Source organism: Spiroplasma endosymbiont of Glossina fuscipes fuscipes (assembly GCF_049669535.1).
Taxonomy (GTDB): Bacteria; Bacillota_I; Bacilli_A; order Mycoplasmatales; family Mycoplasmataceae; genus Spiroplasma.
Genome location: NZ_CP187162.1, coordinates 93,377 through 115,427 on the forward strand (window position 1 = coordinate 93,377; position 22,051 = coordinate 115,427).

A 22,051-nucleotide genomic window follows, 5' to 3' on the forward strand; every position below is an offset into this window, starting at 1 on the left:
CTTTTCTCTAATAAACCGTTAAATAATTATTGACTTAATTTTGGGTTTTATGTAATATTATATATGGATTGTATTCTTTGATACACTCGGATATGTGAAAAAGAAAGGAGCAAGTTTAATGCCAACAATTAACCAATTAGTTCGTAAACCACGTAAAGATAAAGTGTGAAAAACAAAAGCCCCCGCTTTAAATAGAGGGTTAAATTCTTTGCAAAAGAAACCAACTAATATAACCTCACCACAAAAAAGAGGGGTTTGTACACGTGTTGCTACAATGACACCAAAAAAACCAAACTCAGCGTTACGAAAATATGCCCGTGTTCGTTTAACAAACGGAATGGAAGTAACAGCATATATTCCAGGTGAAGGACATAACTTACAAGAACATAGTGTTGTCTTAATCCGTGGAGGAAGGGTTAAAGACTTACCCGGGGTGCGTTACCATATTATTCGTGGAACATTAGATACTGCCGGAGTTAATAACCGTCAACAAGGAAGATCACTATATGGTACAAAAAGACCAAAAGCAGCGAAAGCTTAGTTAGAAAGAAAGGAGGAATTTTATGCGTAAACGCCAAGCAGAAAAAAGAGATGTTTTACCAGATCCAATTTATAATTCAAAATTAGTGACTCGTACAATTAATAAAATTATGGTTGATGGGAAAAAAGGAAATGCTCAAACAATTTTATATGGTGCATTTGATATGATAAAAGAAGAAACAAATAGTAATCCATTAGATGTGTTTAATAAAGCAATTGAAAACATTACACCACATTTAGAATTAAAAGTTCGTCGAATTGGGGGAGCTAATTACCAAGTTCCAGTTGAAGTAAATGATGATCGTAAAGTTACTTTAGGATTAAGATGATTAATTAGTTATGCAAGATTGCGTAATGAAAATAGTATGATTGATCGCTTAGCGAGGGAAATTATTGATGCATCAAATGGAATTGGGGGAGCAGTAAAGAAAAAAGATGATACTCATAAAATGGCCGAAGCAAATAAAGCTTTCGCCCATTATCGTTGATAAGAGACATAGAAAGGAATATAAAAATGGCAAGAGAATATTCTCTAGAAAATACGAGAAATATTGGAATTATGGCGCACATTGATGCTGGAAAAACCACAACAACAGAGCGGATTTTATTCCATATTGGTAAAATTCATAAAATTGGAGAAACACATGATGGGGCTAGTCAGATGGATTGAATGGCTCAAGAACAAGAACGTGGGATTACAATTACTTCAGCGGCAACAACAGCCTTTTGAAAAAATATGCGATTAAATATTATTGATACTCCAGGTCACGTTGACTTTACCGTGGAAGTGGAAAGGTCATTACGAGTACTAGATGGGGCCGTTGCAGTTCTTGACGGACAGTCAGGAGTTGAACCCCAGACAGAAACTGTTTGAAGACAAGCATCAACTTATGGGGTACCACGTGTTGTCTTTGTTAATAAAATGGACAAAATTGGAGCTGACTTTTTATATTCAGTAAAAACAATTCATGATCGTTTACAAGCAAATGCACATCCAGTGCAAATTCCAATTGGAGCTGAAGATCAATTTTCAGGAATTATTGATATCATAGAACGAAAAGCTTATCATTACGATGGCGCAGCGAATGAGGATGCTCAAGAAATTCCAATTCCTGATGATTTAAAAGATTTAGTGGAAGAATATCGTACGAAATTAGTTGAAGCAGTTGTTAACTTTAATGAAGAGTTAATGCTAAAATACTTAGATGGAAATGAAATTTCAGTTCCTGAAATTAAAAGTGCAATTCGTGCCGCAACATTAACCGGAGAGTTTTTTCCAGTCTTTTGTGGAAGTGCCTTTAAAAATAAAGGAGTTAAATTAATGTTGGATGGAGTAATTGATTACTTGCCTTCACCAGTTGATATTCCATCGATTAAAGGGGTTTTAGAAGACGGAACCGAAGTTGAACGTCATGCTGATGATAGTGAACCATTTTCGGCTTTAGCATTTAAAATTATGACTGATCCTTTTGTTGGAAAATTAACATTTTTCCGTGTTTATTCAGGAGTGTTAAAAAAAGGAAGTTCTATCTTAAATTCAACAAAAGATAAGAGTGAACGAATTGGACGGTTATTAAAAATGCATGCTAATAATCGTGAAGAAATTGAGGAAGTTTATGCTGGTGATATTGCAGCAGCAGTTGGACTAAAATTAACAACAACGGGAGATACGCTTTGTGATGAAAAAAATGAAGTAATCTTAGAATCAATGGTCTTTCCAGAACCAGTTATTAGTTTAGCCCTAGAACCAAAAACAAAAGCAGACCAAGAAAAAATGAGTTTAGCATTACAAAAATTAGCGGAAGAAGATCCAACATTTAGAACATGAACAGATGAAGAAACGGGGCAAACAATTATTGCTGGAATGGGTGAGTTACACTTAGACATTCTAGTTGATCGAATGAAGCGTGAATTTAAAGTGGAAACCAATGTTGGAGCACCACAAGTTTCATATCGTGAAACCTTTAAAGATAGTGCAGATGTAGAAGGAAAATACATTAAGCAATCAGGGGGACGTGGACAATATGGACACGTATGAATTAAGTTTGAACCAAACCATGATAAAGGTTTTGAATTTGTTGATGGAATTGTTGGAGGAAAAATTCCAAAAGAATTTATTGGATCAGTTAAAAAAGGAATTGAAGAATCAATGCAAACTGGGAAATTAGCTGGTTATCCAATGATTGATATTAAAGCAACTTTATATGATGGGTCATACCATGATGTCGATTCATCACAAATGGCTTACGAATTTGCTGCTAGTTTAGCATTAAAAGAAGCAGCAAAAAAATGTAAACCAGTTATTTTAGAACCAATTATGACCGTTGAAGTTACTGTTCCAGAAGAATACTATGGAGATGTAATGGGGAACTTATCATCACGTCGTGGTCAAATCGAAGGAAACGACCAACGTGGAAATGCTCAAGTTGTTAAGGCAAAAGTTCCATTATCAGAAATGTTTGGATATGCAACTGATTTACGAAGCTTTACCCAAGGGCGAGGAACATACACAATGTTATTCTCACACTATCAAGAAGCACCAAAATCAGTTACTGAAGAAATTATTAAAAAAGCTGGAAAATTAGCCGAGTAAGTTTATTAAAAACATGGTTTTATCCACCATTATAAAAAAAGATTGCAAAGCAAGACAAATTAATTTACAATAGTTATGACATTTGTCTATTAAATATAGGAGGAAAAGATTAAAATGGCAAAACAAAAATTTGATAGAAGTTTACCACACGTAAATGTTGGAACAATTGGTCACGTTGACCATGGTAAAACAACTTTAACAGCGGCTATTACAACTGTATTAGCTAAAAAAGGATTTGCAGAAGCACAAGGATATGATAATATCGATAAAGCGCCTGAAGAAAAAGAACGTGGAATTACAATTAATACTTCACACGTTGAATACCGTACTGATAAAAGACACTATGCTCATGTTGACTGTCCAGGGCATGCCGATTATGTTAAAAACATGATTACAGGGGCTGCACAAATGGATGGTGCGATTTTAGTTGTTGCTGCAACTGATGGGCCAATGCCTCAAACAAGAGAACATATCTTATTATCAAGACAAGTTGGTGTACCAAAAATGGTTGTTTTCTTAAACAAAGGTGATATGATGGGTGACGATACTGAAATGATCGACTTAGTTGAAATGGAAGTTAGAGACTTATTAAGTGAATATGGATTTGATGGAGAAAATACCCCAGTTATTAGAGGATCAGCATTAAAAGCACTTGAAGGTGATTCTCAATGAGAAGAAAAAATTATGGAATTAATGAAGGCAATTGATGAATGAATTGACGAGCCAGAAAGAGATATTGCAAAACCATTTATGATGCCAGTTGAAGATGTTTTCACAATTACAGGACGTGGAACAGTTGCAACAGGACGTGTTGAACGTGGGGTTGTTAAAGTTAATGAAGAAGTTGAAATTATTGGATTAAAAGAAGAAACAAAAAAAGTTGTTGCAACAGGCTTAGAAATGTTCAGAAAATTATTAGATGACGCTAAAGCTGGAGACAATGTTGGGGTTTTATTACGTGGAGTAAACCGTGACGATGTTGAACGTGGACAAGTTATTGCAAAACCAGGTTCAGTTAAACCACATAAAGAATTTAAAGCACAAGTTTATGTTTTAAGTAAAGAAGAAGGAGGGCGTCATACGCCATTCTTTGGAAACTACCGTCCCCAATTTTATTTCCGTACAACTGATGTTACGGGTTCAATTAAATTACCAGCCGGAGTAGAAATGGTTATGCCAGCTGATAATGTTGAAATGACAGTTGAATTAATTGCCCCAGTTGCGATTGAAGAAGGAACAAAATTCTCAATTCGTGAAGGTGGTCGTACAATCGGTGCTGGAACAGTTGTTTTAATCATCAAATAATTAACTTTTTAAAAATAGCTCGCTTAAGAGCTATTTTTTGACGGAATAAAATAAGTGTTTGCTGGAAAAGCCCAGTAAATTAGGCATAAATTTAATAAAGTTAACAAGACTGAAGAAATTCAGTCTTTTTTTGTTGCAAAGTGCATATATATAAATCTTGGGTTTAGTTAGGTTGGACCTCTTTCTAAAATGATTTACTAAATTAGATACTTAAATAATAATTTCTAGCTTTAATTAAATTCAAGATTTATATATATGCACAAACTTTCAGAAAGAGGTTAATTTAATATGACAAGAAGAGAATTTTTATTGGAATTACGTTTAACATGTGAATTCTATTGTAAAAAACATAATCAAGATATGAAATATTTTGAAGAAACATTAGGAACTTTAATTTGTTTCGATTATGCTGCAGAAGAAGCTCCCAAATATTTTGAATATGACATTGAAGACCAGCAATTTGAAAAAACTGAAGAGTTTTTAAATGATTTGGACTTTATTGATTTATCAGAAGTATCAAATTAAAAATATAACTTATTATTTCTAATTTAGGCGTTTTAGAAATAATGTAATTTTTAACGCCTCCATTTTGAGAGGAGTAAGTAAGGTGTTTAAAATAATTGAACCAAATTCAAGAGAATATAGATTAAAAAATATTATTACCCTTACTGAATTGGGTGATATTGCCAATCTTCGTTTCACACAGATGCCTTATAAAGTCTGAAGTGAACTAGATAGTATAAAAGTGGATAATGGTGAATCATACTATAGTTATACATTAGGAAGATATATTCAGACTAAACCTACTAGAATCCCGATTTCATATCTATTTGCTAATAAGAAAAGATTAGGAACTGATTCACCGATGCAAATTGATGACGAATTAAATGAAAATTTGATGGAATAAGATTTTGTAAAATCAAGAAGTAGTTTAAACCGTAGTCGACAAAACGTTCAACACTTATGCAAGTTAAACTTTGCTCCTGGTGATTATTTTTTCAACTTTAACTTTTAAGGAGAATATAACAGATATTAAGAAAGCTAATGAATATTTTAATAAATTTAATATCCGTTTTAATAAATATTTAAAAACAAGAAATGCTGAATATAAATGATTATTGGTTTATGAATATCAACAACGTGTGGCAGTACACTTTCATATAATGCTTAAAAACACTATTAATTTAGATTTGGAAAAATTAACAGTTAATAAATTTAAAGATGGAAAATGAAAAGGTTACCAGACAGTTTTTAAATCCAATGTTATTGAAAAATTGTGACCTTATGGTTTTAATACATGTTTAAAAATTGAAAATAGAAGTTTTAGTGAAAAAGATACCATTGGCAAATTATCGACTTATATGTCAAAATACATTACTAAAATGTTTTATGATAATAATTCTGAAACTGATGAGGTTTCTAAATATACAAAAGAATGCAAAATGAAAAATATTAATGATTATAAATCAAGATTATTTAGAGCTAGCAAGACTTTAATCAGACCCGTTAAAAAACGTTTAGTAACTAATTATGAACACAAAATGAATGTTGTCATTCAAGAGTTATTTCAGAAAAAGCTATATGGTGGTCGGAAAAATGATATTAAAGTAGAAGCATCTGATGGAACTTTAAAGAAAATAGGTTATACAATTAATTTTGAATTTGATATTGAATCAGCTAGATTGATTTTTGAATATTTATGTGATTTAGAAAAAATGAAAGATGAAAATACTTTTGCTAATGGTTCAACATTTGATAGTCTGGATTTGAAAATTAAAGGATATGCCCATAATCCGACAGTCATATTTTCAGATGATTTACAAATTAATTTAAAGTTATGTAAAGTAAAGATGCAAGTAGGATTTTTAACCCTTATTAATCCAATAGTATATCTTTTATTAAAAATTGCAACTATTTTTTCAAAAAATATTTTTTTTTTTTTTTTTAAATTATGTAGTTATTTTAGCACCACGAAAAATGATTTTTAATAAAAGTCTAAAATTAATAATTAAATTATTAAATATTTTGTAAAAATACCTCTTTGGAGGATAATCAACCTAAACTCGGTCGCGGTTTTTCATTAATAATTTTCATAATTTTATTAATTTCTTTTTGAGTAATTTGATTAAAATCTGTTCCCTTAATGAGATATTCTCTAATATCTCTATTCATTCTTTCAACTTTGGGTTTTTGTGTCGGAGTTCCAGCATCACAAAAATAAACATTAGATCCAGTAATTTTTTCAATTTCTTTTCATTTACTAAATTCTTTACCTTGATCAGTTATAATTCCTTTTATGTTTTCTTTATAAAGTTTATTTTTAAAAATACTTTTAATTGCTTTATTAACTTCTTCTGAATTATGATGATCTAATTTAAAACAAATAGTATATAAACTCTTTTCTTCGGTAAAAGTTAAACAAGCAGATTGATGTTCTTTTCCAACAATACAATCCATTTCAAATCAACCAAAAGTACCTTTTTTATGTTCTGCTTTTTCAATAAATCTAATATTAGTTAATTGACCACTATCATCTTTTCTCTTTTTTGTTTTAATTTTTTTACCTTTAAATGGTATTTTTTTCTTAATTTCAGTATTTTCATCATCAAAAACACCATGATCAATATATTTGTAAAGTGTCACATGTGAAAATGGATTTTTTTCATTATATTTTTTTTCATATTCATGAATAATTAACATTGGTGAATAGATTTTTTTACTTAAAATTTTTATTACATGATTTACAACTTTTTTTGTAATTGTTGTATATTTTATTGATTTTTTTCTTTTCTTTTTATAATCATCATTTGCTTTTTCAGGATCGTATTCTTCTTTAAGTCTATTAACTTCTAATCTGATTGTGTTAGGACTTTTATCCAATACTTTTGCTATTTTTGATAAATTAGGTGTACCATTCTTTTTCTTAAATGTTTCTGCTAGCAAATGTTCTTTTAAATTTTATCTTTGATCAAGACCTGTATGTTTATATTTTTTCTTTTCTTTTTTCATAAAATCTAACTCTTTCTTAAAAAAAGTTATACAATAAAAATTAAATCTTGTTGATAATTTATTAAAAAATGTTAGGATGGTGATGTAATTTAATACAAGTAGGATTTTCTAGCCCTTAATCTCTTGTTTAAAAATTACTAAAAATAGAGACTTGAAAAAGTCTTTTTTTATTTTACTTTTTTTATTTTTTTGTAGAATGGTGATGACAAAAAGAGGTAAAAAAGATGGCAAAAGTGGGAATTAATTGATGAAAAGATGCAAAAAAGCGTAATATTGATGTAAAAATAAGTAAATTTGATGACTATTGTGAGGAAAATAATTATAAATTAGCAACAAAAGAAACATTATTAATCTATTTAAAATTAGAAGAAGATGAATATAATACCTTAAAAGACACTAATTTATTAGCATTTAATGAACTTAAAATGAAAATAAGAATACTAGAAAATAATATAAAATTACATCTCTTAAACGAAACTAAGGGGGGGGGGTATCCGTATATGCTCAGTATTATGGTCGTGAAAATGAAACTGAAATAAATTATACTCCACCAGTAATTAACATAACAGATGGGAGAAAAATATAATGGCAATGTTATATGAATATAGTTATCTTAATAAGATAGTAATTAGTTTATTAAATAATACTGATTATATTGCTGATGAGATTAATTTAGCAGGTAGTCGTAAAGCAGGTAAAACATATTCTATTGATGAATTAATAGCATTATTAAGTTGTGTTGTATTAGCAAATAAAGATAAAAAAATAGCTATATATGGTTTTAGATTAAATAGTGCTGATACTGCTGAAATGCAACAAGATATTCAAGATGCATTAGATAAAGTTGGTTTAATCCTTAACCCTACTAAAAAATGAAAAGGTGGTCATTATCAATATAATGCTCGTTTTAATAAACCTACTTGAACATTTCCTAATGGTAGTTTTATTAAATTACAAGGAGCAAGAAAAAGTAATTCATCGCAAGTATTAGGTAAAGGAACAGCTAGAGCAAATGGTGCTGATTTATGTATTATTTGACTTGAAGAAGCTAATGAATTTAGTAAATCAGAAAAAGAAGCAATTATGCAAGCAGTTCGTGATTATAAAAAATTAATATTAATTACAAGTACTAACCCTGATAGTATTTATCAAGATCATATCGATTATTTAAATAAATTAATGCCTTTTAATCGTAAAGAATTAGAAAGTAAAGGTGAACAAATATCTAAATTAGTAATTCCAGTATTAGACCCTAAAACAGGTCAAAAAGCATATGATAAAAAAGTAATTAATCATTATACTAATTATTTAATTAATAAAGATAATTTAAATTATGATGAATTAATGAAATTATATGAATTAAAAGCAGAATGACCTAAAAAATATGAGGTTTGAGGAATTGGAATGCCGAGGAGCATTAGATGGCTCTATTTTTGCTAATTATTTATTTAGTAAATTATATGATTTTGAACCAGTTAATTTTAAAGCAGGATTAGATTTAGGATATACAGATAGTCCATTAGGACATGCTACTCATGCAATTTTAATGGGGTTAGATAGAAATTATCAAAAAATGTCACCATTAATGGAATATAAACATAGTAATGCTGAAATGATACATAAAGATACAACTAAGATTTTATTTGAAATAGTACATTTTTATATAACATGTGCTACACAATGAGATTATTTACAAGATGGTTTAGATGTAAATGTTGACTATGGTAATGGTGGTTTAGTAAGTATTGATACCTTAAATAATATTAGGCGACAATATTTTCCTGATGCTAATTGATTAAGATTTAAACCAGTAGTAAAAGATGTTTGATATCGAACTGATAGAATTGATGCTATAATCATCCTGCTAAATAAGAATTATTTACAAATTAGTCAACGATTAACACCAGAGTTATTTAAGGATATGTTAAAAATGGAATGAAGAAAACCACCTGCAAATAAGTCTACTTATAAATTAGAAGATAATAAATTATTTGATGATGGTTTTGATGCTATGACTTATGCTGTTATGGATATTATGGAATATTTTATAAAAACATTAGATAATCCATTGAGGGAGTAAATTATTCGGTTGGTGATACTTTATTCTAATAAATAGGCATCGTGTAAGTGAAGTGCAACAAATCAACTCAGAAAGGGGTTGATTTTTTATTGAAAAGAAACATTATTTTATTTTGCGGTCCTTAGTAACTAAGTATGGGAAAGATAATGTTATTAATACTGTTAATAACATTGTAATTAATAATGAAAAAGAAGATGAATAAATTATTCGCGTAATTTATTAGCGGTAATTTATTCAATATTGTTTATTTTGAGCGTAGCGAACACGCGAAGCGTGTCGCAAAATTAGATTTTTAGGAGGATTAAATTATGCCATTTTGATTAACGACAATATTTAGTGTTGTTATTATATTAGGGATTTTTGCTTGAATTGGTTTATCAATTTATCAAAAAATTCGCCAAATTCGAGGTAAGAAAAAAGATAAAAAAGAAATTGAAAACAAGGAGGATAAGAAATAATGTTAGGGATGTATTTAACAACAGCAATTAATTTTTTAGCAGTTGGTGATAAGCCTACTATTTCAGATGGAATGGGTTCGATTTGAAGTGGTTTAGGACAAGCAATGATGAAAGTTAAAGAAGCAATTTATGCTGTATTACCACAATTAATGACCTTTTTAGGTGATGCGTGAATTATTTTAATTCCATTTGGTATTTTTGTTATTGTTAAGATATTAAACTTTTTCCGTGTTATGGTTAAAGGATTTTAATATTTAGTATAACTGATTATATATTTTAGCTGTGGCACACTAACTTTGTTATGTGATTTTATTAAATAATTTTATTGTTTATTTTTACACTATACACTGTTTACAAATTTATTTTTTAATAAACTTTATTATTGTTAATATTGGAATAATAAAAATTCCTATTATACATATAAGTTTAACTATATTTTCTATAGTGGATAAATCTATATTGTTTATTATTCATAATATTGAGTCTATTATGAAAAATATTTTTTTAGTAGGATTTAATAAAAATAAGAATATTTCTATTAAAGGTCATATTAGTAATAGATTTGGAAAATAAATTTTTATAATATTTTTTATAAATACACCTACTTTCTTTAAAATTTGTAAACAGTGTATAGTGTAAAAATATCAATTTAATTATAAATTATTAATTTTATATTTTAATAAATATTATTAAAAATTAAATAGTATTTTTCAGTGGCACACTAGTTTTTATGTGAATTGAATAAATAATTTTGTTGTTTATTTTTGCATTATACACTGTCTACAAAGTTAACAAGATGAAAAATCCTGTTTAAAGAAACTAAGGCACACTAGTTTTTATGTGATATTTAAGGTATTATTATGGTTTTCTCTCTGTATAAAATATTTATAAATTTGTTAATTTATTAAAAATTCAAATAATAAAGTTAAAAGTTGTTATTAAAACTATTATTATTGAAATAATTGTTTTAATTGGTGATACCATTATGATAAGCAAAAAATAGATGGTATCACGTTTGTAAAAAATGAATTTATTAAATAGAAAAATGAATTTATTATTTCTTCGATATTTTATTTCTCCTTTCTATTTAAAATAATTTATACAGAGAGAAAACCATAATAATATCAACTTAATTATAAACTTATGATTTTATATTTTAATAGTTATTGTTATAAATTAAATAGTATTTTTCAGTGTGCCAATTTTTACTATTTTATATATTTAACATTGTTAATAACATTGTTTATTAAACATTAAATAAACAATATATTAGCATTATGTATAACATTGTTAATAATCAATGTTTTTATCAATAAATAAGCAATATATGAACATTAAATATAACATTGTTAATTAGAAACAATGTTTATTAAGGAGTTGATAAAATTGAGTAATTTTGTTAAGAAAAATAAAAATATAGAAAATTATTTTATTTGTAAAGAGTTAATAGTTTTTGAAACAGATAAAGCAAGTTTTATAAATTTGCCTAATCATAATCGCCATATTGGTTTTTGATTAAGTAATAAGTTTATTTATCCGAGTGAAAAACATTCTGATCAAGTTGCTATTGGTTTAATTTATGATAATTCTTATCCTATTGTAAAATATGATGAAAATTTAAAACGCCATATTTGAAAATATTTAACTGGAACAGAATTAATTAATTTGTATAATCAATATAAACAAAATTATTTTAACAATATGCACAAAGCATTATTTTCAAATGAACCTAAAAAAGTAAAAACAACTAAAAATAATTTAACAAATTGAACTGTTGAAAAACAGCAAGAATTGATTAATGATTTGAAAGATTTAAATTAAATGAGTTTATATGACTATTGAGTTCAATTTGTTAGTTATATTATTGGTTCAAATGCCCCTGAATTTTTATATGTGATATCGTTTGTATTATTTATTGTTTTATTTTTTGGGATGTTTTTTAAACTTATTCAAAAAATGTGGAGTTTTTAAATATGCAAAATGATTGAGAAAAATTAAAAGAGTTTTTTATTCATATATTTTTGTTTATAGATAAAATAAATGTTGAAAGTATTACAACTTGGACTTTGACTCAAAATGAATATTTAACTCTGATGGTTGGTGTTTGAATTGTGATTTTGTTTTTAACTTGGTTTTTGTTATGAATGATTTTTAAAATAGTTGGGTATTTTAAGTAATGAAAAAGTTTATATTTTTCTTAAAAAATTATTGTTATATTAGTGGTTCAATGATTTTGTTTAGTTTAATTGATTTATTACTTTGAATAATTTCATTAAATTATACTGGTTTAGTATTCTGATTATTGTTTGCTTTGCAATGTGTTTATTTTGTATGATGAGTTTGAAAAAACATATTTTATCAGTTAAATGCTTTTCGGTTAGTTAATTTTGTTTGAGATAATCCGTTATCAGTTATTATTGGTAAATTAGGAACTGGAAAAACTTTACTTTTAACTTATTTATCACAAACTATGAAATTATTAACAGATAAAATTTATAGTAATTATCCGTTAGAAGATGATAAAGTTAAAGTTTTAACATTTAAAAATTTAGATTTTACCGATCGAACAAAACCAGTTCCCCCTGATGATAGTGTTATTTTATTTGATGAAAGTTATTTATATATTGATGGAACTAGTCCGCACGATGAGAAAAAAGTTCATAGTGGTAAAATTCCGTGAATTGTTTTAGCAAGACATTTTGGTAATCGTGCTTTGTTTACAGCACAGCGTGAGGGTATGATTTGAAATAATATCCGACAATTAGCAAGTGGTATTATTATTCCTATTTCATTGAAAAAACCGATTGCTAAAAAAGGATTTAATTTTTTTAATCGTTTCTTTATTATGCGAATTGGTATTTTTCAAGATATTACGGATTATGAAATTTGAAAAACAAAATCAGTAGAAAGAACAGCAGAAGGTAAACGAGCAAAACATAAGTTGGATGTTGGGTTAGGAATTCGGTTTTTTAAGATAATTATTCCTTTAGAATTTGCACAGAAATATGATAGTCAATGATTAAAGTTTGTTCGTGATTTAAAAAATGATGAAATAGTTAATTATAAAGAATATTACTGGTCAGAAATTACTAAATTGAGTGTTAAAGAGCGTTTAGAATTGTTTGATATTGATATTTTGAAAAAGAATTTAAAACCTAAAAAAGAAAAAGGAAGTGGTAAAAATGATTAATTTATTATCAGAAAGTAGTAATTGAGATAAGATTTTTAGTTTTATTTTTGATGTATTTTTGTTTATTTTTGATGTAATTTGAAATACAAAATTACCAATGACAATTATTATCATTTAGTGCTTTTTTGATTTTGTTATCTACTTGTGTTTTAATTTGGTTTCAATTATGTGAACTTTGTGGATTATTATCAATATTAGAATAATAACTAAATTCTTTATTTAGTTCTCTTGTTAAATTACTTTTCATATCATTAAAACTAAAACTTGTATTAAAAATTAGTTCATTAACTTTTAATCATGTTTTAGCTCATGTATTGCTTGAATTTCATCCGTTTTTTGCACGTGCATAAACTAGAAAATCGATTTTGATTTGATTATTTTCTAATTGATATCTTACATTTGCTTATCCTCATTCTTCATTTTGGGTATAACCTTGATAGTGATGAAAAATTTGTGATGTTTTTGCTATGCCACTTATTTGATTTAGATTGATATAGTGATAAGAATTATAATCCACTTTTGCTGCTTTGTTATGATCAACATAACCCTCAAAATCTATTTTAATTTGTGAATACTTATTTTTAAAATCATTTCAACTACTAGCATAATCAATTATATTAATATAATAATATGATGATTCTACTTTTTCTGTATAATCACCGCCCCAAACCCCGCCCGTTTCAGCATAAATATCATCATTTCAATTAATATTTTTTGTAAAACTTGGTGCTGTTGGATTAAAACTTTTCTTTGCATTTTTACTAATAACTTGTTCTTGTTTTGTGATTGAAAAACTATCATTGATGGGTGATTTGACAATAAGTGGTTCACTTACACCAATCAACGATGTTAATAAACATGATAATATAATCTTTTTCAGAACATATAACCTCCTTTCTATTTTAAAAAAATAATTTTATTGAAATATTAAAATATAATATATAACGAAAAGAAATTGCAAAATAATATGAAATATTAATACGAAACCATAAAAGAAGTATCACAATATATATTTTTTTACGCTTACTCTTATTTTCTTTTCAGTAAATAAAATAAATGTAATAAAACTTATAATCTAAAAAATGTGAAATGAAACTAATAAATAGATAGATAACATTATATAACTTCATTTCCTTTTTTAAATAATAATTATATATAGCATTTTATTTTATATAATATTCAATCTATAAAATAAAAAAGTATTAAATGAATTGGCATAATAACAAATCAAATTAATCATTCACTCGTATTGTAATTTTTAATTAAATATATTGAATTTGTTAAGAAAAAATATATCCCAGTTAAATAATTGCCAATTCGAAAAACAAATATTAAAAATATGAATATTTTTTTCATTTTATTTCAAAGTTGGATATATTAATCCAAACCACAATCCAATTACCAACAAAAATAACACGAAACAACTTATACTAATATATAATATTATTCGACAAGTTTTTTTGTATTTCGTTAACTCAATTTGTTTTTTCATTTTTTGTAATTTAATACCAAGAAACTTCCATAAAGAACCAAACAATCCAATTACGGCTATTGTTCCCATCATTCCGATTATTGTGTTTAACATTATTATTTACACTTCCTTTCATTTTTTATCTCTTATTTGTGGTAAATAACTTGTAAAGTATTCGTTTCAAAATTCTCATATTTTTGTTTGCATATTTTGTTTTGTTAATAACCAATATGCAAATCCCTCTGGCAATAACTCGTCATCATCGCTCAATCCATAATTACTGTTGGCAAATATCTTTAACACTTTTTCTTTGTCTAATTCTGCGAATTTATTTAAGTTATTAATTTTCTGTCCTAAAAATTGTTTTAAATAAAAAATATGATTGATTTTAAATGTTTCTCAATCATAAAAATAAAAGATATGTCCTAATTCATGGATTAAAATATGCAGAAAGTTATTGGTTGTAAATTGTCCTTTGTGTCATTCACTATTTATTGTTTTTTCAAACGCACAAGATAAAACTTTTTTGTTTAGCAAAATAGTTTGGTGATTATTTGTTTGTCCTAAGACATTATTATCACCATCAATGATATTTTTAATTTCTATTTTTCCTAAAATTTCACTAATATTTGTTTTATTTCAAATATTAGCAACAAAATTATAAAACAATAAAATAAGTTGCTTTAAATTATCTTGGTATTGTTGACAAATATTATTCAATAAATTTTGTCAGTAATTTTGTTGTTCTATTTTTAAATAACCTTGTAGTTTTTGAAAAGTACTAAATTCTGCTTTAAATTTAATTGCTAAATTATTATCTGCTTTACTTAAAAAAGCATTTGTTAAATTTTTAATAGTATCTGTCTTATATCGGTTAAATAAAGTTCCTTTATAACCTCGCTGTTGCATTAAAACGGAGTGCGGCAAGTACATTTTTTCTAAATCAATATTTGTTTCTAAATTAACTTTTAAAACATTTTCTAAATTAGGATATAAATGTGCTTTATTATTTGCAATATTACCACAATTAATCAAATTCACTGTGTTTGTGCATAAAAACGAAAATATTGCTAAAAAACTAAGTAATTTTTTCATACATTTTTATTTTTCCTTTCTATTTTGACAAAATAAAAAAACAGCAAACTTAATTGCTGTTTATAACTTACATTACTTTTGATAATTTATTTGTTTTCATTTGATTCACTAATATTTTCAATATTTTTTGTTTTCATTTGATTCACTAATATTTTCAATATTTTTTGTTTCATTTTTACAGTTAGCTTTATTTTGTTTTTTATTTCTACAAAATAGTTTTTTAAATCAACATTTCATTTTTATCACATCCTTTACTTTTTATACTTTTTCTTATTTTCTTGTTGTCTAAATACTACCGTTAATACAAACTTGACATTTTTTTGTTAAGCAAACTTGACAAGAAATACACTTTAAACAACTTTTACAACCTTGGAAAGAACCCGTGCAAACACGACAAGTATAGCAATTATGAGCTCCACCAGGACAACAAATTTCTAACATATTTTCCTCCCTTTACATTTAATTATTTTTACTGGTTTATTCGTTTTCAGTTGTTTTACTAATGTTTTCAATATTGTCTGTTTTATTTTGTTTTTTATTTAAACTTTTAAAAGCTGCTTTTATTTCTTGAATTTTTTTATCATCATTTTTTAATAGTTCAGGGTGACACTTTTTATAACTTAATTTAAGATGTTTCCTAACTGAATCAAAATCAAGTACCTCAACTTCAATTTCATCACCAATATCAAAAAATCTTTAATATCTTTAACAAAGTAATCTGAAACTTCACTAATATGGATTAAACCATCAGCTTTTTCTGCTCTACAAAAAGCACCATAGGGCGTAATGTTTGTTATTTTAACAATAACTTTATTTCCTTTTTCATACATAAATAAAATATATCTCCTTTTCTAAATTAAATTTTGATAAGTTGATATTTGATACATTTTATCTTTGTTTATTTGTTTCTTTTAATTTTAGTTCCATTTCTAAAATTTCTTTTTTTAAGCGTAAATTTTCATTTTCAAGTGATAAGTCAGGTTGTTTTTCCATTTCTTTTGCTTTCAATGATTCCAATTCTCTTTTTAATTTTGCAATTTCTGCTTTTTGTTTAGTAATATTTTCTTCATAGTATTTTATTAATTTATGTGTTGTTTTAGATGGTTTATCTATTTTATTTCATTTTCACTTTTTTTTCATATTTCATAATATTCTATTTCTTGTTTATAAAGAATAAATTTATTTTCATCTTCTTCCAATTCTTTTTCGCGAATTTGAATGCGATATTCGAGAAATGGAATTGCACCTTTTTTATATTTGTCGTATCATTCTCAAGCTTGATCTCAGTCTTTTTGATTTATGTTTTCTCTTTTTTGATGTAAATTTCCAATACCATCAACTGGTTTTAATCATGGATATTTAGTAGTTGTTGGAACACTACGACCAAATTTTTCTAATACTCACATGACATTATTTTTGTCATCATCATTTAATCTATCAATACTTAGAGCAACATTGATTGATGATCCCCCCCGAGTGCATCAATAATTGCAGCATGAATTTCTCTCAAATGTTCTTTATTTTGCATTCTGGCAACGCGTTCTCAGTTGACTTCGCCACCTAATAATCGTCATAATCCCATAATTTATCACTCCTTTTATTTACATTATACCAAATTTATAATTTTTGCCAGGTGTTTTTTATTTATGACTTTTTCTTTTCTGCTTTTTTGGCAACTTTTTCATCCCATTTTTTATTTCTAGTATTTTGTTTTGTAATATGACTAGCAATATTTTTATTAAGTTTATCTGCTTTTTTATAAACTTTTTTAACTGGCTTATTGTGTTTTGCTTGTTGTTTATTTTGTGGATTAACAAAAACAAAAGTATTATTTGGAATGTTTAATTTATTTTTTATTTTGTTTACTTTCCCTAGTTTTTTATTTAAAAATCCTTCTCTTAATCTACTAGAATCTATTGTATTTCTTTTGTTTTCTTAATTTCCTTTGCTAGCCAATTGTGGGTTAAATCTTTTACCAATTGCTTTGAATGGTGTTGCAACTCCAATTCTAATTTGGCGGAAAAATCTTTTTGCTCCACCACCGCGAGCTGCACCAATTAGTTTACTTGTGGCAAGTGTTGTGACCCCAAGTCCAAAGCCCGCTAAACCAACAATCCCAGCTCTTGAACTCATTCCCTTACGAACACCAGCTGCTTCACCAATTAAGTTGGCAACAACATCCGAAAACGCCATCACTGCTAATCCGCCACCGCACATAAACAAAATAACAAACAATGATTTTCCAATCCCCTCAATGCCTAAACCTGCTAAATTAGTGCTTAAAATTGTTTGAATTGTTGTCATAAAAATAAAATATCCTGTTAAAGTGGCGGTTGATGCTAGAAATTTTGCAATTACCATATCTTTTCAAATAAATGCTCCTTTACCATTGTCAATTGTCATAATAACCATTACTCATGGCGAAATAATAAATAAGAAAAACAATTCGATTATTTTTTGTACCAAAGCAATTCCAATCATAAACATTGCAAATAACATAAATCACACTCCAAAAACTTCGGCAATCATATTAAAATCACCAATATTATCAGGATAAGCATAATTGCTTGGTATATTATCACCACTACCATCTCAATTGGTATTTCCGATATTGTATAGATAGTTTGCAATATTTCCGTTTTCACCACCAAATCCCGATGTAATCATTTTGGCAATGTTAGCAATTGCAAAATTAGCCAAAAAGAAAAAGATTGGAATTAAAAAGATAAAAACAAACGCTTTACTACCATTTTGTAAAGCAACAATAAATTTTGTTTTTGTTTCGGTAGCATCTTGAAACAAAATTTTAATCATAGTAATTGTAAATATTAAGGAAAATAAACACAAAGCCGTTATGACAAAATATCAGAATGCCATTGGGATATTTTGAAAACTAAATTCTTGTTTTGATCCAAACATTAAATCACCAACCACGCCTCCCGTTAAATAATTTAGGACTGTGTTAAATGATGCAATTAATTGCAATGGCCCTTGTACAAAAATTGATCATATTAGTTTATACAGTGCATTAAGTATCATAATTTTTCACTTCCTTTCATTTTTTATCAACTATGTTCCAATACTAGGGTTATATGTTTTGATAACTTGTAAAATAACATTCATAACAGCAATTACAACTAAAATTATAATAATTGCTATAATCGGTCATTTTAAAGCACTTAAATCATTTCCTCTCGCTTCGGGATTATCAGCATTTCGCATTATTGAAATTAAAATAATAATTAATTTTCAAATTGCAAAAACAACTGCCAAACCCATTATTCCGCTAAAATCTGCTGTGTTGTTTGATTTCATATTTTCATCCTCCTTTGTTATTTTAAAAATTTGCTTTTACTTAATTTGTTTCTTTTTTGATAATAAATATTTTTCTTTTTTTGATAATATTGCTGTTGATTATTAAAGTAATTTTTAATATTGTTTTTCTTAGTCATTTTTTTCTTTTCTTTTGAAAGGTAAGTAAAATAAATGCAATAATAAATTACCAATCATAAAATCACAATCAATTCCAAGGGCAATTAAAAACAAAATAGGGGAAATTACTAGCAACAAAATTCCAATAATAATTGTTAAAGGATATAAAAGTCATTTTCACCAAACTTTTCTCTTATTTTGCATCTTTAATTTTTCCTTTCTATTTGAAACATTGCTGTAAATATTTTTTCTAACACATCAACAACAATGCTATTACCAGCTTGTTTATAAAGTTGGGTTTCTGAAACAACTTTGCTTGCTTTATCAAAATCTTTATTACTAAATCCCATTAATAATCAACATTCACAAGGGGTTAACACTCGTAAAAAGTATTCTTTTTCAGCAATTAAAAAAGATAGTATTTTACTACTATCTTGTTGTTGTCTTTTATTATCAATCATAATTTTATTGACATTACTTGCTGCGATTGTTCCCATATAATTATTTTCTGTTTTTCAAAACCGATTATATGATCCATTAATTAGCAAACCATCTTTTGCTCGTGGTAAAACAATAAAATTACCATAATCCTTAATTGGCAATGCAATTTGTGGTGGTCTCCCGTGTCCTGTTGTAATGGTTGGAATAAGATTATTTTTTGTTATATCATTAAAAATATTAACTTGATTATAATTTCTCAGATTAATCATTAATTTTCCATCATTAAGTTTTTTTATATCATTGGGAATTGCAATAATTCCTGCGTTTCCTCATCGCATTTGTTTTGTTGTAATTGTATAAGAACATTGTTGAATGATTTTAAGTTTATTGTTTTCAATTGCTTTTTTCATTGATTCTTGTCTAATAAAATATTTTTTATTTACATTGTTTTCTAAAATATCTTTTACTAAAAATTTTAAATTACAAGGTTGGGGATATTGAAATTTAAAATCTTGCTTTAATGTTGAAATCATAAATAATCGTTTTCTATTTTGGGGAATTCCATAATCTTTGGCATTCATTGTAAAATATTGGTTATGATATCCTAATTTATTAAGTTGATTTTGTAGATTTTGAAATCCAACAAAAAACTTTTTACTTAATAAATTTGGTACATTTTCCATTAAAAGATATTGCGGTTTTATTGCCATTGTGCTTATTAAATCAACAACTTTGTAAGCCAAACCACTTCGCTTGCCATTTAATCCTTGGCCATTATTATTGGCATTTGATATGTCTTGGCATGGGAATGATCAAGTTATTAAATCAGCATACGGTAAAGTTTCTAATTTAGTAATGTCACCTAAATTTGGTGTGTCATAATCATTAAAAATCGCTCGATATGATTTTTCAGCGTATTTATCATTATCACAAAAAGCAATTCCTTTGTGGTTAATTCCAATCTTTTCTAATGCTTTTCTTTGACTCCCAATCCCAGCAAATAATTCAATTACTTTAAGCATAATAAACAATCATTCTTCTAATTTTTCTTTTATCTAAAACGATTCATGGATTGGGATACCTATAAGAACAAAAAAATAATATATTAATATTGTTTTCATTATAAATATTATGAATATATTTACAAAATGGGCAATTAATCATTTCTGCACCTCTTTCTAAAAAAACAAGATAATTAATATCTTGTTTTGTGTTATTTTCATTATTTATGTTTTTTTTAATTTAATCTATTGATGTATTTTCATCTTTATATTTGCTTTTATTTTGTTTTTTGTTATCTATACATAAATCATTTCTTCCTTAATTGTTTTTAATTTCGTCTAAAATTGTTTTTATATTTTTAATTTTTGTATTTATTTTTTCTAAATCTTTCTGGTCAAAATCACTATTTTTATTTTCGCTTAATAAATTTAAAGTACTATTTAAGTTGTTTATTTGTTTTTTTAACAACTTAATTGCTTGTTGTTTTTGTTCGTCTGTAAACTCATTTTCTTTTTGACATAGTAAAATTTGATATTCGCAATTATTTAGTTCAGAAATTTTAATAAATTTTTCTGCTTGTGATTGGTTTAATTCTGTATGATAATCTGTTTCGTTTTCATAATCATTTTTACTATTTTCAATTTCTTTAATTACTTCATCATATTCTTTGATTTCTGCTGTAATTTCTTGTTTTAATTTTTCATAGTAAAAAACATCTTTGACTATTGGTTCTTTTGGTTTTGCTGGTGGTAAGTGTGGTTTGTTATTTGCAATATTACCACAACTAATCAAATTCACTGTGTTTGTGCATAAAAACGAAAATATTGCTAAAAAACTAAGTAATTTTTTCATATTTGTTGTATCCTAAATAAAAACCATTATCTCAATAATTGGGGTTATCAATATTTTCTAAATCTTCTAGTAATTGTTTTAATTCTTCTAATGTTAATTTTTGTTGTTGTATTTTATTATTTTTATAATGATTATCATATTTATTTAGTAAATCATTATTAGCATCAATGTTGTTTTGCGAATTAAACTGTTTTTTGTTTTCATGTTTTAATTTTTCAAAAGATAAAATTAAATTTTTTCCCACAATATTACCATTTTTATTATTGATACTACTATGAACCGCATAATTTTTATTTTCATCAATTTTTAAACAAAAATAATTTTTATAATTTGATAAACCTAAACAATTTTTATCTAAAACAACACAATCTTTTTGTTTGTTTATTAAAATATGCGTTTTATTTTTTATTTCTTGTGAAATTAAATTTTGGTTTAAATAAATTTTTTTTATCATATTTAACACCTACCTCATTTTTTTGCTTTTAATTTTATTTTTCCTAAAATTAATATCTAATAGTATTTTAAAAATAAATAATTAATTAAACCAAAAAATCACTTCTTAACGAACTGGTTCTATATTTTT

Annotated in this window: 31 protein-coding genes; 17 read left to right on the forward strand and 14 right to left on the reverse strand. The window is 26.4% G+C overall.

The genetic code is table 4. The features are described 5' to 3' along the window. Positions 1-118 precede the first annotated feature (118 nt). The 7 genes from rpsL (at position 119) to ACOBWH_RS00550 (ending at position 6,426) form a co-directional block, all read left to right on the forward strand. The gene (gene rpsL, locus ACOBWH_RS00520) at positions 119-541 is read left to right on the forward strand and encodes a 30S ribosomal protein S12 (RefSeq protein ID WP_070406313.1); all 423 of its coding nucleotides are present in this window, start codon (positions 119-121) and stop codon (positions 539-541) included. Positions 542-563: 22 nt separating this feature from the next. Continuing rightward, on the forward strand, positions 564-1,031 hold the full coding sequence (rpsG, locus tag ACOBWH_RS00525; RefSeq protein WP_070406314.1) for a 30S ribosomal protein S7: 468 nt from the start codon (positions 564-566) through the stop codon (positions 1,029-1,031). A gap of 23 nt (positions 1,032-1,054) precedes the next feature. Continuing rightward, on the forward strand, positions 1,055-3,133 hold the full coding sequence (gene fusA / locus ACOBWH_RS00530) for an elongation factor G (protein WP_424526612.1): 2,079 nt from the start codon (positions 1,055-1,057) through the stop codon (positions 3,131-3,133). Positions 3,134-3,247: 114 nt separating this feature from the next. After that, positions 3,248-4,438 (forward strand): elongation factor Tu, encoded by a 1,191-nt coding sequence (gene tuf, locus ACOBWH_RS00535; RefSeq protein WP_424526613.1) that lies wholly within the window; start codon positions 3,248-3,250, stop codon positions 4,436-4,438. Positions 4,439-4,726: 288 nt separating this feature from the next. Then, positions 4,727-4,963: a hypothetical protein gene (locus ACOBWH_RS00540; protein WP_424526614.1), complete on the forward strand. Its 237-nt coding sequence runs from the start codon at positions 4,727-4,729 to the stop codon at positions 4,961-4,963. A gap of 181 nt (positions 4,964-5,144) precedes the next feature. Further along, positions 5,145-5,345: a hypothetical protein gene (locus ACOBWH_RS00545; protein WP_424526615.1), complete on the forward strand. Its 201-nt coding sequence runs from the start codon at positions 5,145-5,147 to the stop codon at positions 5,343-5,345. A 79-nt stretch (positions 5,346-5,424) separates the two neighbouring features. Beyond that, the gene (locus ACOBWH_RS00550; RefSeq protein WP_424526616.1) at positions 5,425-6,426 is read left to right on the forward strand and encodes a rolling circle replication-associated protein; all 1,002 of its coding nucleotides are present in this window, start codon (positions 5,425-5,427) and stop codon (positions 6,424-6,426) included. Between the two features lie 28 nt (positions 6,427-6,454). Here ACOBWH_RS00550 and ACOBWH_RS00555 read toward each other — a convergent pair whose 3' ends face one another. Next, positions 6,455-7,393, reverse strand: a complete 939-nt coding sequence (locus ACOBWH_RS00555) for an IS30 family transposase (protein ID WP_424527357.1) — start codon at positions 7,391-7,393, stop codon at positions 6,455-6,457. 278 nt (positions 7,394-7,671) lie between these two features. Between ACOBWH_RS00555 and ACOBWH_RS00560 the strand changes: the two genes are divergently transcribed. The 10 genes from ACOBWH_RS00560 (at position 7,672) to ACOBWH_RS00605 (ending at position 13,293) form a co-directional block, all read left to right on the forward strand. Beyond that, positions 7,672-7,986 (forward strand): hypothetical protein, encoded by a 315-nt coding sequence (locus ACOBWH_RS00560; protein ID WP_424526139.1) that lies wholly within the window; start codon positions 7,672-7,674, stop codon positions 7,984-7,986. 46 nt (positions 7,987-8,032) lie between these two features. Next, complete coding sequence (locus ACOBWH_RS00565) at positions 8,033-8,887, forward strand: phage terminase large subunit (protein ID WP_424526617.1); 855 nt, start codon at positions 8,033-8,035, stop codon at positions 8,885-8,887. Next, the gene (locus ACOBWH_RS00570; protein ID WP_424526618.1) at positions 8,847-9,527 is read left to right on the forward strand and encodes a hypothetical protein; all 681 of its coding nucleotides are present in this window, start codon (positions 8,847-8,849) and stop codon (positions 9,525-9,527) included. The genes ACOBWH_RS00565 and ACOBWH_RS00570 overlap by 41 nt, the downstream gene beginning before the upstream one ends. A gap of 52 nt (positions 9,528-9,579) precedes the next feature. Beyond that, positions 9,580-9,729 (forward strand): hypothetical protein, encoded by a 150-nt coding sequence (locus ACOBWH_RS00575; RefSeq protein WP_424527466.1) that lies wholly within the window; start codon positions 9,580-9,582, stop codon positions 9,727-9,729. A 106-nt stretch (positions 9,730-9,835) separates the two neighbouring features. Then, positions 9,836-9,985 (forward strand): hypothetical protein, encoded by a 150-nt coding sequence (locus tag ACOBWH_RS00580; RefSeq protein ID WP_127092929.1) that lies wholly within the window; start codon positions 9,836-9,838, stop codon positions 9,983-9,985. Next, entirely contained in the window at positions 9,985-10,236 is a 252-nt protein-coding gene (locus ACOBWH_RS00585) for a hypothetical protein (RefSeq protein WP_126821177.1), read from the forward strand. Before ACOBWH_RS00580 ends, ACOBWH_RS00585 begins: the two co-directional genes overlap by 1 nt. 1,135 nt (positions 10,237-11,371) lie before the next feature. Continuing rightward, on the forward strand, positions 11,372-11,806 hold the full coding sequence (locus ACOBWH_RS00590; protein WP_424526304.1) for a DUF3627 domain-containing protein: 435 nt from the start codon (positions 11,372-11,374) through the stop codon (positions 11,804-11,806). A gap of 152 nt (positions 11,807-11,958) precedes the next feature. Next, positions 11,959-12,162, forward strand: coding sequence for a DUF2649 family protein (locus ACOBWH_RS00595; protein ID WP_004028252.1), 204 nt, complete (start codon positions 11,959-11,961; stop codon positions 12,160-12,162). Continuing rightward, positions 12,162-13,175: a hypothetical protein gene (locus ACOBWH_RS00600; RefSeq protein ID WP_424526303.1), complete on the forward strand. Its 1,014-nt coding sequence runs from the start codon at positions 12,162-12,164 to the stop codon at positions 13,173-13,175. Before ACOBWH_RS00595 ends, ACOBWH_RS00600 begins: the two co-directional genes overlap by 1 nt. Beyond that, positions 13,168-13,293: a hypothetical protein gene (locus tag ACOBWH_RS00605; protein ID WP_424527470.1), complete on the forward strand. Its 126-nt coding sequence runs from the start codon at positions 13,168-13,170 to the stop codon at positions 13,291-13,293. The genes ACOBWH_RS00600 and ACOBWH_RS00605 overlap by 8 nt, the downstream gene beginning before the upstream one ends. Positions 13,294-13,578: 285 nt before the next feature. Here the strand turns inward: ACOBWH_RS00605 and ACOBWH_RS00610 are convergent, their stop codons facing one another. The 13 genes from ACOBWH_RS00610 to ACOBWH_RS00670 all read right to left on the reverse strand — a co-directional run bounded on the left by ACOBWH_RS00610 (position 13,579) and on the right by ACOBWH_RS00670 (position 21,922). Next, complete coding sequence (locus tag ACOBWH_RS00610) at positions 13,579-14,019, reverse strand: hypothetical protein (protein ID WP_424526619.1); 441 nt, start codon at positions 14,017-14,019, stop codon at positions 13,579-13,581. A gap of 747 nt (positions 14,020-14,766) precedes the next feature. Then, positions 14,767-15,687, reverse strand: a complete 921-nt coding sequence (locus tag ACOBWH_RS00615; protein WP_424526620.1) for a hypothetical protein — start codon at positions 15,685-15,687, stop codon at positions 14,767-14,769. Between the two features lie 162 nt (positions 15,688-15,849). Next, the gene (locus tag ACOBWH_RS00620) at positions 15,850-15,978 is read right to left on the reverse strand and encodes a hypothetical protein (protein WP_424526621.1); all 129 of its coding nucleotides are present in this window, start codon (positions 15,976-15,978) and stop codon (positions 15,850-15,852) included. 48 nt (positions 15,979-16,026) lie between these two features. Beyond that, positions 16,027-16,182, reverse strand: a complete 156-nt coding sequence (locus ACOBWH_RS00625; RefSeq protein WP_424526622.1) for a hypothetical protein — start codon at positions 16,180-16,182, stop codon at positions 16,027-16,029. Between the two features lie 179 nt (positions 16,183-16,361). Further along, a complete protein-coding gene (locus ACOBWH_RS00630) occupies positions 16,362-16,571 on the reverse strand; it encodes a S1 RNA-binding domain-containing protein (RefSeq protein WP_424526623.1) in 210 nt (69 codons plus the stop codon). Between the two features lie 58 nt (positions 16,572-16,629). Then, positions 16,630-16,881: a hypothetical protein gene (locus ACOBWH_RS00635; RefSeq protein ID WP_424526624.1), complete on the reverse strand. Its 252-nt coding sequence runs from the start codon at positions 16,879-16,881 to the stop codon at positions 16,630-16,632. Then, positions 16,851-17,147 carry a hypothetical protein gene (locus ACOBWH_RS00640; protein ID WP_424526625.1) on the reverse strand — a complete coding sequence of 99 codons (297 nt, stop codon included), beginning with the start codon at positions 17,145-17,147 and terminating at the stop codon, positions 16,851-16,853. The genes ACOBWH_RS00635 and ACOBWH_RS00640 overlap by 31 nt, the downstream gene beginning before the upstream one ends. A gap of 38 nt (positions 17,148-17,185) precedes the next feature. Then, the gene (locus tag ACOBWH_RS00645; RefSeq protein WP_424526626.1) at positions 17,186-17,323 is read right to left on the reverse strand and encodes a hypothetical protein; all 138 of its coding nucleotides are present in this window, start codon (positions 17,321-17,323) and stop codon (positions 17,186-17,188) included. Between the two features lie 353 nt (positions 17,324-17,676). Then, positions 17,677-18,780, reverse strand: a complete 1,104-nt coding sequence (locus tag ACOBWH_RS00650) for an Mbov_0396 family ICE element transmembrane protein (protein WP_424526627.1) — start codon at positions 18,778-18,780, stop codon at positions 17,677-17,679. A gap of 30 nt (positions 18,781-18,810) precedes the next feature. After that, positions 18,811-19,056, reverse strand: a complete 246-nt coding sequence (locus ACOBWH_RS00655; RefSeq protein WP_424526628.1) for an Mbov_0395 family pilin-like conjugal transfer protein — start codon at positions 19,054-19,056, stop codon at positions 18,811-18,813. A gap of 323 nt (positions 19,057-19,379) precedes the next feature. Then, entirely contained in the window at positions 19,380-20,636 is a 1,257-nt protein-coding gene (locus tag ACOBWH_RS00660; protein WP_424526629.1) for a DNA cytosine methyltransferase, read from the reverse strand. 298 nt (positions 20,637-20,934) lie between these two features. After that, the gene (locus tag ACOBWH_RS00665; RefSeq protein WP_424526630.1) at positions 20,935-21,468 is read right to left on the reverse strand and encodes a hypothetical protein; all 534 of its coding nucleotides are present in this window, start codon (positions 21,466-21,468) and stop codon (positions 20,935-20,937) included. Further along, the gene (locus ACOBWH_RS00670; protein WP_424526631.1) at positions 21,452-21,922 is read right to left on the reverse strand and encodes a hypothetical protein; all 471 of its coding nucleotides are present in this window, start codon (positions 21,920-21,922) and stop codon (positions 21,452-21,454) included. The genes ACOBWH_RS00665 and ACOBWH_RS00670 overlap by 17 nt, the downstream gene beginning before the upstream one ends. Positions 21,923-22,051 lie beyond the last annotated feature (129 nt).